Below are 12,324 nucleotides of genomic sequence, written 5' to 3'. Positions count from 1 at the left end.
AGCGACCCCCTCCGGGACTGCCCGCTCGACTCCGAACGGGCCCGGCGCGACCTCAAGGCCGTCTGCCTGGCCGCCGTGTGCACTCCGAAGGCCGAGGCCCAGCTCACGGCCTTCGTCGAGAGCGGGCACACCGATCTGGCCGGGGCCGTGGTCTTCGGCTGCCTGCTGCACCTGGCCGGGCTGCGCGAAGGCGCCCGCTTCTGGTGGCAGTTCGCCGCCGGCTCCGGGCGGGCGCGCACCGCATCGGCCGCCTACTGCCTCTTCCTCGACCACTCCCGGCGCGGGGAGCACCACGACGCCCGGGTGTGGGCGCGCGAACTGGGCCGGCGCGGCTACCGGCCCGGCGGCCGCCGGGATCTGCGCGAGGTGCGGCTGTGCGCGCAGGCGACCGTCCTGCGCCACGTCGAGCAGCTCGACGATCCCGACCTGGGCCCGGTGCCGCTGCCGCGGGCCGGACTGCCGTCGGTGCTGGCCGCGTTCCGGCCGCCTCCCCCGGTGGTGACGGAGACCGTGCCCCGGGCCCGGCCGGGCGCGGGGCCGCTGCGGCACCTCGCGGCAGCGGCGCACGGAAGCCCGGGAAAGGCGGGAACGAGCGAGGCGCTGGGCCAGGCGCGGCGCGCGCTGGCCGTCGTACGGGTCCTCGAAAAGCACCCGCTCGGGGTGCGGGTCGCCCAGCTGGGGCGGGAGTCCGGCCTCGCCGAGGCAGAGCTGCGGCCGCTGCTGGCGATGCTGTGCGAGGAGGAGTACGCGTACCGGCCGGGCGCGGGCGTGTACGCGCGCGGGCCCGCCCTCGACCGGCTCGCCGCCCCCGGCGGCGGACTGGCGTGCCAGCTCCAGCGCACGCTGGCCCTGGCCCGGGACAGCGCGCGCGCCGCGGTGTACCTGAGCCGGTATGCCGAGGGGGAGGTCAGGATCACCCAGATGGCCGACGGGCCCGGGGCGCCACCGGTGCGGGAGTGGGTGGACTTCAGGGCCGCCGCGCACGCCAGCGCCGTCGGCAAGTGCCTGCTGACCCAGCTCGACCACGACCGGCGCCGCGACCACGTCGCCCGGCACCGGCCGACCCGGTTCACCCCGCAGACGATCACCGACAGCCGGGTCCTGTTCACGGCCCTCGACTCGCTGGCTCCGGGTGCGCCGGTCTTCGACCTGCGCGAGTACTCCCCCGGCGTGGTCTGCTCGGCGGTCCCGATCGCGACCGGCGACGCCGCCGGGAGCCTCGCGCTGTCGCTGCCCGCCACCCATGCCCACCGGCTGCACGAGGCGACCGAGGCCCTGCGCCGCAAGGCCGTCCCCGTGCTCCTGGCGCTGCTGCTGTCGGGCGCGATCCCCCCGGACGCGCCGGCGGCCGCCCCCGTGCCCCGCCCGTCCCGCGGCACTGCGGAAACACTCACTCCGGAGACCCTGCGCCACCTTCGCAGGCTCTTCCGTACCCCGCTGACCCGTCCGACGGCCTCGCCGGCCGACCCCCACCTGGTCAGCGACACGACGGCGGAGGCCGCGTACTTCTTCGACCCCCTCCCGGAATCCGGCCCGCCCCGCCTGTCCCTCCCCCTCACCTTCGCCCCCCTCAGCCCGGGCAGCCTCCCGACGGGCGAGCGCCTCCTGGTCCTGGGCACCTGACCCCCGTCCGCCGGGGGATTCCGGCCCCCGCGACGCTCGCGGCGCGGGTCCGTCCTCTTCCCCGGCCCCGCCTCCCTTCGAGGCGCGGGCCGGGCCCCGCCGGCGGGCGTCAGCCGGCGCGGGTGAGGCGGTCCGCGCCCGAGAGGATCGCGGCGGCCAGCGCCTCCGCCGGCGCCGATCCCCGCTCCCCCCGCAGCAGCGCGAACTCCACCGGCCCCAGATCCGGCAGACCCCCCACCCGTACCAGCCCCGGCGGGATCAGCCCCCGCGTGTGCGCCATCACGCCCAGCCCCGCCCGGGCCGCGGCGACCAGCCCGCTCAGGCTGCCGCTCGTACACGCGATCCGCCACGCCCGCCCGTCCCTCTCCAGTACCTCCAGCGCCCGGGCCCGGGTGATCCCCGGCGGCGGGAAGACGATCAGCGGCACGGGCCGGTCCGGGTCCACCCGCAGCCCCTCCGCCCCGATCCACACCATCCGGTCCCGCCACACCAGCCGGCCCCGTTCGTCCCCCGGCCCGCGCCGCTTCGCCAGGACCAGGTCCAGCCGGCCCGCGTCCAGCCGCTCGTGCAGCGTCCCGGACAGCTCGACCGACAGCTCCAGGTCCACCTCTGGGTGCTCGTGCCGGAAGCCCTCCAGGATCTCCGGCAGCCGGGTCAGCACGAAGTCCTCCGACGCCCCGAACCGCAGCCGCCCCCGCAGCCGCGTCCCGGTGAAGAAGGCGGCGGCCCGCTCGTGCGCCTCCAGGATGGTCCGGGCGAAGCCGAGCAGCGCCTCGCCGTCCTCCGTCAGCTCGACGCTGTGGGTGTCCCGGAGGAAGAGGGGACGGCCCGTCGCCTCCTCCAGCCGCCGTACGTGCTGGCTGACCGTGGACTGCCGGATGCCCAGCCGGCCCGCGGCCTGGGTGAAGCTGAGCGTCTGGGCCACCGTGAGGAAGGTGCGCAACTGGACGGGGTCGTACATGGCTCCCATGCTGGCCCACGGCCATCACGGAACACAATGGCAGTCAGTGCGGTGTGCGGGTTTCCCGATCACCGCGGGCGTACGACGATGAACACGAAGACGAAGAGGCACCCGGGGCGGGACGAGCCCCGCCCCGCCGCCGCACCAGCAAGAAAGTCCCCTTGGATGCGCCGCCCGCACATGCCCGCCCGGCTGCCCCTGGACCCGTACGTCCTGGCCCTCCTCGGCACGGTCGGCCTCGCCGCGCTGCTGCCGGCCCGCGGCCCGGCCGGCTCCGCCGCCGAGGGGGCCGCGACCGGGGCCGTGGCCCTGCTCTTCTTCCTCTACGGCGCCCGGCTCTCCACCCGCGAGGCCCTCGACGGCCTGCGCCACTGGCGGCTCCACCTCACCGTGCTGGCCTGCACCTTCGTACTCTTCCCACTGCTCGGCCTGGCCACCGGCGCCCTCGTCCCCACCCTGCTCACGCCCGCGCTGCACAGCGGACTGCTCTTCCTCTGCCTGGTCCCCTCGACGATCCAGTCCTCGATCGCCTTCACCTCGATCGCCCGCGGCAACGTCCCGGCGGCGATCTGCGCGGGCTCCTTCTCCAGCCTCGCCGGCATCTTCCTCACCCCGCTCCTCGCCGCCGGCCTGCTCGGCAACAACGCGGGCGGCTTCTCCGCCGACTCCCTCCTCAAAATCGTCTTCCAGCTCCTGCTGCCCTTCCTGCTGGGCCAGGCGCTGCGCCGCTGGACCGGCCCTTTCCTGGTCCGGAACAAGAAGGTCCTGGGCCACGTCGACCGCGGCTCGATCCTGCTCGTCGTCTACGCCGCCTTCAGCGCGGGCATGGCCGCCGGGATCTGGCACCAGGTCAGCGTCCCGCGCCTGGCCGCCCTGCTGGCGGTGGAGGCCGTACTGCTCGCCGTCATGCTCCTGGTGAGCTGGTACGGGGCGAAGCGGCTCGGGTTCGGCCGCGCGGACCGGATCGCCATCCAGTTCGCGGGGTCGAAGAAGAGCCTCGCGGCCGGACTGCCCATGGCCAGCGTGCTGTTCGGGGCCCAGGCGAGCCTCGCGGTGCTGCCGCTGATGCTGTTCCACCAGATGCAGCTGATGGTGTGCGCGGTGCTGGCGCGCCGCCGCGCGCAGGACCCCGCGGCCGACGCGGGCGGCGAACTGCCCGCCGGACATGTGGTGGAGGTCTCCCCCGGGGTCCAACACCCCGTGCAGCAGGCCCGGTAACGTGCGGCGGTGACCTGGATACGCCCGCTCGCCGCCCACGCCGAACGCCCGTGCACCCTCGTGGTCTGCCGCGGCTGCTGCTGCGGGGACCCCCGCAAGAACCCCGGCTCCGACCACGCCGGCCAGCTGGCCCGGCTGCGCGAGGCGGCCGCCGCCTCGGGGGGCCGGCTGGCCGTCCGTACGAGTGACTGCCTCGGGCCGTGCGCGCAAGCCAATGTCATCGTGGTCCAGCCCACCACCGAGGCGCGTCGCCGGGGCGCCCGCGCGACCTGGTTCGGCTGGGCCCTGGACGACACCGCGACCGACGAGGTCATCGCGTGGGCGGAATCCGGCGGCCCGGGAGTCACCCCGGTCCCGGCGACCCTGGACCTCCACCGCATCGACCCCCCGGAACCGAAGCCGGCCCCGACCCGCCGGGGCCGCCGCCGCTGAATGAGCTCACCGCGGTACGGGCCGGGTCCATGGCGTTGCCCGGGACCGGCGGGCGGGGCCGGACGCCTGAACACGTTCCGAGAAAAGCGGTGGTCCGGGAACCGGAGGGTTCCCGGACCACTGTGGCGGATCAGGCCTGGTCGGTCGCTCGGTTTGAGTCCGAGGCCACGGCGTCGGCCGTGATCACGGCTCTAGGGGTGGCTCTTGTCACCCTTGTCCTTGTCACGCTTGCCCTTTTCGCCGTGGCCCTTGTCTCCCTTGCCCTTTTCGCCATGGCCCTTTTCGCCCCTGCCCTTGTCTCCCCTGTCCTTGTCGCCCCTGCCGTTGTCGCCCTGGCCCTTGTCACCCCTGCCCTTGTCGCCGTGGCCCTTCTCGCCCTCGCAGCCACTTCGGTTGTTCTTGTCGTCACACGGCGGGTACTTGAAGACGCTGACCGTGTTGCCGGCGCCGCTCAAGGTGCTGCCGTTGGGGGTGGTGCCGGTGACCGTCACCCCGTTGACGACCTTGCCCGCAGCGACGTCCGCTTGGGTCGTGGTGTAGCTGGCCGTGCAGTTCATCCACTCACCGGGCTCCAGTGTGCTCACCGGGCAGGTGACCGTCGGCGAACCCGGGCCGGTGTCCACGACACTGATGTTGCTCAGGGTCTGCGTCCCGTTGTTGGTCACCTTGTAGGTGTAGTGGATTGTCTGACCCGCTGCCGTGAACTGGGTCAGGTCGGAGGTCTTGACCACCGACAGTGCCGCAAGCGGGGTGGAGACCGTGTTGCTGGTCGCCGTCACCTTCTCCCCACCCGGGGCGGTGCCGGTGGCCCTGCCCTGGTCGTTGATCGTCCCTGCGGCGACGTCGGCCGCCGTCGTGGTGTAGGTCGCCTGACAGGTCGTGGTCTCACCGGGCGCCAGCTGGTCGGTGCCGCAGCCCCAGACGGTGACACCGGCCGTCAGATCGGTCACGGTCACGTCGGTGAGCGGAGCCTGGCCGGTGTTGGTGACGGTGTAGGTGTAGTGGACCGTCTCGCCCGGGGCCTTGAAGTCCGCGTCGATCGCCGACTTCGTGATCGACAGCGCCCTGAGCGGGATGGTCAGCTCCTCGCTGACACCGGTCACGGTCCCTTCTTCGTCGGGGAGGTCAGCGGTAACCGTTCCGGTGTCCGTGATCTCCCCCGCGGCCACGTCCGCGGCAGTCGCGGTGTAGCTGGCGGTGCAGTTCACCGAGGCGCCCGGCGCCAGCGAGCCGGGGGGGCAGGTGACCGTCGGCGAACCCGGTCCGTTGTCCGTCACCGCGATGTTGGTCAGCGGCTCGGTGCCGTTGTTCGTCACGGTGAACGTGTAGTGGATCGTCTCACCCTCGACGAACGACTTCTCCGCTGCCTTCTTGGTGATCGTCGGAGCGGGAGCCGCGCCTCCGCACACGACGTGGCCCAGGATGACGTTGTCTACGCCTTCGCCATCAGGCACCTCCAGGTGCACGGCATTGATCGTGAGGACCCCGTTCGCGTCCGTCGACTGCTCGTTCAGCGTGACCTGTCCCAGGGCGCCGACGGGAATGACGGTATTGGGCGCCGCGTTCGCCGTGAGGACGATCGGGACGCCGGCACCGACGACGACGGTGCCGGCGGCGATCACGCCATCCCCGGTCGCCCCGCTGGGGGTCGCCTCGCAGTGGGAGTTGACCCCGGTGAGGTTCAGAACGTTGTCCCCGACGACGTTCAAACCTCCGATGGGCGAACCGAAGTCGGCCTTGATGGTCTGCACCGTGGCGGAGGCGCTGGAGGTCCCTGTGACGGGGTCGCCGGCGGTCTTGGCGGTCAGGGTGGAGCTGGTGATGAACGGCCCGACGTTGAGGCCCACCTGGGTCGTCGTACCACCGGGTGGGTAGTTCGAGACCGGTACGGGAGCCACGGCGACGATTGACCCGATGGCATCGGCCGAGGCGACGTACGCGTTCGCGGTCGGCGAGGCAAGCGCTGCGTGGGCCGGTGCTGCGGAGCACAACGCGCCCGTGAAAGCGGTGAGTACGGCAATGGCGAAGCCACGCCTGTTGGGTGAGCCCATAGAGAAGTCCCTTGGGTTGCAAGGTAGGGGAGCTGGCCTTGACAGTCGCTCACGGCAGACAGGATGCCCCGGCCTGTGCGGCGAATCGGGAGACTGACCGTGAGAGCGGCAGGATCATCTTCGTCACGCGGAACGATCACACCTGATCGCCACTTCGAGGGATCTGTTGCGTCGGCCGAGAAAGCACTCAAGTGGTCCAACAATCACATCGGCAATTCGCCCGTCGTGCCGCGGTCGTCCCATGCCGACCGCACCGCCGCACCGCACGGTGACCCCGGAAGGAGCGGCGGTGAGCCAGCCCGCAGCCATGACGGGACGCGGGCGGCGCATCTCGCCGAGTACCGCAACCGGCGCCCGCGGCCCGGCCGCCGGAACGGCCGGGTAGACGGAGCTGCCGGCTGCCGCTGGTGCACGCCCGAGCGGCCGGCCTCGACGGCTACGGCCGGCGGACCGGCTGCCGGCCACCGCGTACAACGTGCCCGAGGCCAAGGCATCGCCATCGTGACGGTCCCGGCCGCAACACCGGGACACGCGCCAACGGGCCGGAACCGGCTGCTACGTCTTGCACGGGATCGCTTAGCCGATCAGAGACGCTCCGGAGTCCTCCACATCCCGGAGGACGACCCTCTCCTCGCCTGCGTAGATGTTCATGTTCTGCCCGCGCAGGAAGCCGACGAGGGTCAGGCCCGACTCCACCGCCAGGTCCACGGCCAGCGACGACGGCGCGGAGACGGCGGCCAGGACCGGGATGCCCGCCATCACGGCCTTCTGCGCGAGCTCGAAGGAGGCCCGGCTCGACACCAGCAGCACCGCTCCCGCCAGCGGCAGGAGGCCGGCCTGGAACGCCCGGCCGATGATCTTGTCCACGGCGTTGTGGCGGCCGACGTCCTCCCGTATGTCCAGCAGCTCGCCCTCCGGCGAGAACAGCCCTGCCGCGTGCAGACCACCCGTGCGGTCGAACACCTTCTGCGCCGCCCGGAGCCGGTCCGGCAGCTCACCGAGGAGATCCACGGGAATCCGTAGCGTGTCGGCGGCGGCCTGCGGGAACCGGGTCGCCGTGCGCACCGCGTCCAGGCTGGCCTTTCCGCACAGGCCGCAGGAGGAGGTGGTGTAGACGTTGCGTTCGAGTGTGATGTCCGGCACCGGGACCCCGGGCGCGAGCTGCACGTTGACGACGTTGTACGTGTTCGAGCCGTCCTCCGTCGCCCCCTCGCAGTAGGTCACGGCCCGTACGTCCGATGCGGAGCCGAGCACGCCCTCGCTCACGAGGAAGCCCACGGCCAGCGCGAAGTCGTCTCCGGGGGTGCGCATCGTGATGGCCAGCGGCTTGCCGTTCAGCCGTATCTCCAGCGGCTCCTCGGCGGCCAGCGTGTCGGGGCGGACCACGGTCATCCCGTTCCGCACCCGGACGACACGGCGGCGCTCGGTGACCCGTCCCATGGTGATCAGCCCACCCGTTCTGTGCTCGTCGCGCACCCCGTCGTGCACCTGACCGGGCCCATTCTCCCGGATCCGCGCTCCCCGGCGCTCCCGGCAGGAAGATCCTCCGGAATCTCCAAATTCAGGGGCACTAATCCTGTTGGGTCACGTGCACCTGTACCCACCAGTAGCAGGTCAAGCTGGGTGATCCTGACTTCCGTACGAGGGGGGACCCCGCCCATGACCGGTTCACGCGTGGTGGCGCTAGGGCACTACCAGCCCGCGAAAGTGCTCACCAACGAGGACCTCGCGGCCATGGTCGACACCAACGACGAGTGGATCCGCTCCCGTGTCGGCATCAAGACCCGGCACGTGGCGGGTCCCGACGAACCGGTGGACGAGCTCGCCTTCCACGCCGCCGGCAAGGCCCTGGCCGGTGCCGGCCTGACCCCCGACGACATCGACCTCGTCCTGGTGGCCACCTCCACCGCGATCGACCGGTCACCCAACATGGCGGCCCGGGTCGCCGCCAAGCTGGGCATGGGCGGCAGCCCGGCCGTGATGGACCTCAACGTCGTCTGCTCGGGCTTCACGCACGCCCTGGCCACCGCCGACCACGCGATCCGGGCCGGCTCGGCCCGCCGCGCCCTGGTCATCGGCGCCGACAAGATGACCGAGATCACCGACTGGACCGACCGCACCACCTGTGTGCTGACCGGCGACGGTGCGGGTGCGGCCGTGGTCGAGGCCTGCGAGGAGCCCGGCATCGGCCCGGTCCTGTGGGGTTCGGTCCCGGAGATGGGCCACGCGGTCCGGATCGAGGGCACCCCGCCGGTCTTCGCCCAGGAGGGCCAGTCCGTCTACCGCTGGACCACCAGCCAGCTCCCGCCGCTCGCGCGCAAGGTGTGCGAGAAGGCCGGGGTCGCCCCCGAGGACCTGGCCGCCGTCGTCCTGCACCAGGCGAACCTGCGGATCATCGAGCCGCTCGCGGCCAAGATCGGCGCCGTGAACGCGGTGGTGGCCCGCGATGTCGTCGACTCCGGGAACACCTCCGCCGCCAGCATCCCGATGGCGCTCTCGAAGCTGGTCGAGCGCGGTGAGATCCCCTCCGGCGCCCCGGTCCTCCTCTTCGGGTTCGGCGGCAACCTCTCCTACGCCGGCCAGGTCATCCGCTGCCCGTAGCCGCCGAGCAGCCCGGGGTCCAGCGGACCTCGGCACCCAGCGTCCCCAGGAGCACGACGACCAGCGCCAGCAGCTGCCAGAGCCCGGCGGTGCCCATGCCGATCGGGACCGTCGGCAGGACGAGCACCAGCGCCGCCGCCCGGAACCGGGCCGGGCCGATCCCGAGGACGGCCCGGAAGGCCAGGTTCCCGGCCAGGTAGACGGCGATCCCGCCCGCGAGGGCGAGTGCCGGGCCGGTGTGCAGGTGCTCGCCCAGGTGCCCGATGGTCTTCTTGACGCCGGCCGCGAAGGCGGCGATCCCGAGCAGCATGGGCAGGAAGGCGTAGTAGTACGCGAGCATCGCCAGCTTGAAACGGTTCTCCGGCGCCGTCTCGGCGAAGACCTCCTCAGCCCGGCCCTCGTCGCGTACGAAGTACATCCACCACAGCGCCGACGCGACGGCGAGCGCGAGGAAGGCGCCCCCGGCGATCCCCACGGACAGCGGCAGCGAGCCGGTCCCGATGCCGATCGCGATGACGGACTCGCCGAAGACGATGATCAGCAGCAGCCCGTGCCGCTCCACGAGGTGCGCGGAACTCATGCCGCCGAGCTGGTCACTGACGGTCGTCACCGCGGACACGGCCTCGGCGGACCCCGCCCCGCTCGCCGCCACCCGCTGCACGAGCTGCGGCACGGCGAACTGGATCAGCAGGGCGAGCATCCACAGCCCCCAGGCGGGCGGCCCGTCGAAGAACCCGGCTGCCAGCACCGACAGTGCACACAGCATGTTGGGCAGCGCGAACCAGAGCACTCCGAACCCGTGCGCCTGCGTGTAGAGCGCGCTGTGCACGAGGACGACGCACACGTACCCCAGGCCGAAGGCGACCCCGCCGGCGCCGAAGGCGGTCGGCACCGCCAGCGCGCACACCAGGAACGCCCCCATGGCCAGGATCAGCAGCACCCTGCGCACCGTGCGGTCGGGCGGCACCTGGTTGGTCAGGTGCGCGTAGCCCCCGTACATCCAGAACAGCACAGTGAAGATCACCAGCACCTGGCCGGCGCCCCGGAAGCCGATGTCGTCCGCGAGCAGCACCGTCAGCTGGGTGATGGTGAAGACGAAGACGAGGTCGAAGAAAAGCTCCAACGTACTGACGCGGTGCGGTGTTTCCATGCGCGGCTCCCCCCGGATGCAGACCTGCGGCGTTCATCCGACCTCCTCGGCACCCGCGGTGTCCAGCGCGTATCGGCATCCGGGCGCCCTCCGGGCCCGTACGACCTGAGAGGTACGCGGATCCCGCCCGGCGGAGGGACGCGCCGGCCCCGGGGGCGACCGGAGGATGGGCACGCCGTCAGCCGCCGAGGAAAGCGAAAGCCGCAACGACGACTGGCTGAGGGCGGAGCGCGCCACAGCGGCCCGCTGACCGGCGAGACGCAGGGTCTCGCCGAGCCCTCCGGGGCATGCATGCAGGTCAGCGAGCGGGCCGGGCCGAATACCTGGTCGGAAGCACGCCGATCCTTTGCTATTGTTGTCCTTGTCGCCGCGGGAGACCGGGGCCGATCACCTAGTCCGGGTGGCGGAATGGCAGACGCGCTAGCTTGAGGTGCTAGTGCCCTTTATCGGGCGTGGGGGTTCAAGTCCCCCCTCGGACACCAGCTGAGACCCCACTTCATGTGGGGTTTTCTGCTTTTCCGGGCTGTGGCGTGACCAACCACGTGACCAACAGCCCAGCGGATCCCCAGGTCAGACCAGGGATGACAGGCCGAGTCGGCCCGCACCAGAGGCGGCGAGCTTCCGCGCTCCGTCCTTACGTGAGTGCCCGTACCGGGCCATGGTGTAGCCCGGCGAGTGGTGCCGGACGTTCGCTGAGACCTCTACGGGGTTCTCCCCGGCCTCCAGATCGTTCGTGACCTTGCTGTGCCGCCAGTCGTGAATCCGGAAGTCCTCCGGCAGGTGCAGCCGGGTCCGGAGCGTGCGCCAGCGTGCCGACACCTTCTCAGGGTCCTGGGGTCCTCCGGCCTCGCCTCGGTAGAGTTTGAAGCCGTCCCGGGCGAACACAAGGTCATGGTCCGTCCATGCGGTGCCCATGCGGGCACGGTCGGCGTCCTGCCGGGCCTTCTGCCACTTGAGGACATTCATCACGCTCTGATCCACATAGATGATCGCGTTGGCATCACCATCCTTGGTCAGCTTCCGAAGCCGGTACGCGTTGCCCTCCTCGACCACCACCCAGCCCAGTTCGATAGCTCCCTCATCCCAGCGCACGAGAGACCACTTCATTCCCAGAGCCTCACTGCGCCGGACACCGGTCGCGGCGTAGACCGTCCACAGCGGAGCGTCCCGAAGGCAGTGGTGAGTCAGGCCGCCGTCACAGGCCCGGTTGCCGCACGGCTCCCACACAGAGCCCAGAAACCGCGCTGTCTGGCCGTCGTCCACGGTCGGATAGCTCTGCTCCTGCGCCTTGATCTGCCGGGCCGTGGGCGGGTGTGCCGTCGCGGCCGGATTGGCAGGGATCAGCTTGGGTACCGCTGCCCCGAGAGCGCCGGACAGGATGTTGTGAACGTGCCGGACACTCTTGGCGCCCAGGGGCTTCCCCTTGTCCGAGTGGGCAGGACGGGACGGTCGGGGACTGGCAGGCTCAGGAGCGCAGGCCAAACCGGAACGCCGAACGGGGCGGGGTTTCTTTGACGCGGCACCCGCTGTTATGCACACCCCCCTACGCTCGCCTGCCATGAATAAGCAGGGTGCCGATCCGGCGCTTCCCATCGGCTGGGGCTGAGAGCACGGTGGCAGTCACGTCCGCGAAGCCGTATTCCTTGAGCATCATGGCCCAGGTTGCCGGTTCATAGTCCCACCGCCTCACCACGGCAGGGTCCTCCTCAGGATCTCGTGGGATGTAAGACGCCTGGCATCCGTAGCAGCCCTCTACGGCCGGATGCTGGGACATGGCGAACACCCCTCCGGGGGCGAGTGCGTCATGCGCTGCGGGGAGCATGAGCCCGGGATCGGTGAAGTAGGCAGCGCCGAACACGGAATAGATCGCGTTGAAGGGGGCCTGCGCGGTCGCCATGAAGGCAAGCGCCTCGCCCTGGTGCAACTCCATGCCGTCCACGTCCGACCAGCGCTCCCAGGCCTTGGAGAGCTGTGCGCGCGACAGGTCCACGCCTACGGCCTTCATGCCGAGGGTGGCCAAGTGGGCTAGGTTTCCACCTGCCCCGCACCCGATGTCAAGTACGGTCTCGCCCGGCTGCAAGGCGAGTACTTCGGCCCCGGGGCCGTGGTCCGGGTGCTGGGTCCAGTTGAACCACGTGGTCTCGCCTTTGGCGTTCGTCGTACGCCGCTGGGGCTTGGTCTTCGAGTAGGCGTCCCAAGCAGCACTACGCGTGTCTGGCACTTTCCGTCCTTTTGCTGAATGAGGGCAGCCGCCCGGCGGGTGGCCGGGCGGCTGATGGCTCATGGGG

The 12,324-nt window shown here is 71.4% G+C and carries 9 protein-coding genes, 1 tRNA gene and 1 pseudogene; 5 read left to right on the top strand and 6 right to left on the bottom strand.

Features of this window, described 5'->3' with window-relative positions; all coding sequences use genetic code 11:
• Positions 1-600: 600 nt before the first annotated feature.
• Positions 601-1,317, top strand: a pseudogene (locus ABTY04_RS00570) (IclR family transcriptional regulator domain-containing protein); the annotation flags it as partial.
• Positions 1,318-1,732: 415 nt separating this feature from the next.
• Here ABTY04_RS00570 and ABTY04_RS00565 read toward each other — a convergent pair.
• The gene (locus ABTY04_RS00565) at positions 1,733-2,584 is read right to left on the bottom strand and encodes a LysR substrate-binding domain-containing protein (RefSeq protein WP_352211088.1); all 852 of its coding nucleotides are present in this window, start codon (positions 2,582-2,584) and stop codon (positions 1,733-1,735) included.
• Positions 2,585-2,749: 165 nt separating this feature from the next.
• Between ABTY04_RS00565 and ABTY04_RS00560 the strand changes: the two genes are divergently transcribed.
• Together ABTY04_RS00560 and ABTY04_RS00555 are read left to right on the top strand one after the other, a co-directional pair.
• Complete coding sequence (locus ABTY04_RS00560) at positions 2,750-3,802, top strand: bile acid:sodium symporter family protein (protein ID WP_352211087.1); 1,053 nt, start codon at positions 2,750-2,752, stop codon at positions 3,800-3,802.
• Between the two features lie 9 nt (positions 3,803-3,811).
• On the top strand, positions 3,812-4,234 hold the full coding sequence (locus ABTY04_RS00555) for a (2Fe-2S) ferredoxin domain-containing protein (protein WP_352211086.1): 423 nt from the start codon (positions 3,812-3,814) through the stop codon (positions 4,232-4,234).
• Positions 4,235-4,425: 191 nt separating this feature from the next.
• Here ABTY04_RS00555 and ABTY04_RS00550 read toward each other — a convergent pair whose 3' ends face one another.
• Together ABTY04_RS00550 and fdhD are read right to left on the bottom strand one after the other, a co-directional pair.
• Positions 4,426-6,285, bottom strand: coding sequence for a choice-of-anchor P family protein (locus tag ABTY04_RS00550; RefSeq protein ID WP_352211085.1), 1,860 nt, complete (start codon positions 6,283-6,285; stop codon positions 4,426-4,428).
• 576 nt (positions 6,286-6,861) lie between these two features.
• Entirely contained in the window at positions 6,862-7,725 is an 864-nt protein-coding gene (fdhD, locus tag ABTY04_RS00545) for a formate dehydrogenase accessory sulfurtransferase FdhD (RefSeq protein ID WP_352211084.1), read from the bottom strand.
• A 219-nt stretch (positions 7,726-7,944) separates the two neighbouring features.
• Here fdhD and ABTY04_RS00540 point away from each other — a divergent pair, with 219 nt between their 5' ends.
• Positions 7,945-8,886 (top strand): beta-ketoacyl-ACP synthase III, encoded by a 942-nt coding sequence (locus tag ABTY04_RS00540; protein WP_352211083.1) that lies wholly within the window; start codon positions 7,945-7,947, stop codon positions 8,884-8,886.
• Here ABTY04_RS00540 and ABTY04_RS00535 read toward each other — a convergent pair.
• Positions 8,870-10,036: a low temperature requirement protein A gene (locus ABTY04_RS00535; RefSeq protein WP_352211082.1), complete on the bottom strand. Its 1,167-nt coding sequence runs from the start codon at positions 10,034-10,036 to the stop codon at positions 8,870-8,872. The two genes, ABTY04_RS00540 and ABTY04_RS00535, sit on opposite strands and share 17 nt — an antisense overlap.
• A 394-nt stretch (positions 10,037-10,430) precedes the next feature.
• Between ABTY04_RS00535 and ABTY04_RS00530 the strand changes: the two genes are divergently transcribed.
• A tRNA-Leu gene (locus ABTY04_RS00530) sits at positions 10,431-10,518 on the top strand.
• 88 nt (positions 10,519-10,606) lie between these two features.
• On the opposite strand, the gene ABTY04_RS00525 is transcribed toward ABTY04_RS00530, so the two are convergent.
• Positions 10,607-11,299: a tyrosine-type recombinase/integrase gene (locus ABTY04_RS00525; RefSeq protein WP_352211081.1), complete on the bottom strand. Its 693-nt coding sequence runs from the start codon at positions 11,297-11,299 to the stop codon at positions 10,607-10,609.
• A 280-nt stretch (positions 11,300-11,579) separates the two neighbouring features.
• The gene (locus ABTY04_RS00520) at positions 11,580-12,320 is read right to left on the bottom strand and encodes a class I SAM-dependent methyltransferase (protein ID WP_352211080.1); all 741 of its coding nucleotides are present in this window, start codon (positions 12,318-12,320) and stop codon (positions 11,580-11,582) included.
• Positions 12,321-12,324: the final 4 nt, after the last annotated feature.

The sequence above is a fragment of the Streptomyces sp. NPDC097981 genome (assembly GCF_040302565.1).
In the GTDB taxonomy this organism is placed as follows: Bacteria; Actinomycetota; Actinomycetes; order Streptomycetales; family Streptomycetaceae; genus Streptomyces.
Note: the sequence above shows the minus strand (reverse complement) of the source record. Positions and strands in the feature narration are given on the sequence as shown.

Coding starts and splice junctions, on each gene's coding strand:
- ABTY04_RS00550 (WP_352211085.1), bottom strand. CDS start 6,285: ATGGGCTCACCCAACAGGCGTGGCTTCGCCATTGCCGTACTCACCGCT.
- ABTY04_RS00520 (WP_352211080.1), bottom strand. CDS start 12,320: ATGAGCCATCAGCCGCCCGGCCACCCGCCGGGCGGCTGCCCTCATTCA.
- ABTY04_RS00540 (WP_352211083.1), top strand. CDS start 7,945: ATGACCGGTTCACGCGTGGTGGCGCTAGGGCACTACCAGCCCGCGAAA.
- fdhD (WP_352211084.1), bottom strand. CDS start 7,725: ATGGGACGGGTCACCGAGCGCCGCCGTGTCGTCCGGGTGCGGAACGGG.
- ABTY04_RS00560 (WP_352211087.1), top strand. CDS start 2,750: ATGCGCCGCCCGCACATGCCCGCCCGGCTGCCCCTGGACCCGTACGTC.
- ABTY04_RS00535 (WP_352211082.1), bottom strand. CDS start 10,036: ATGGAAACACCGCACCGCGTCAGTACGTTGGAGCTTTTCTTCGACCTC.
- ABTY04_RS00565 (WP_352211088.1), bottom strand. CDS start 2,584: ATGTACGACCCCGTCCAGTTGCGCACCTTCCTCACGGTGGCCCAGACG.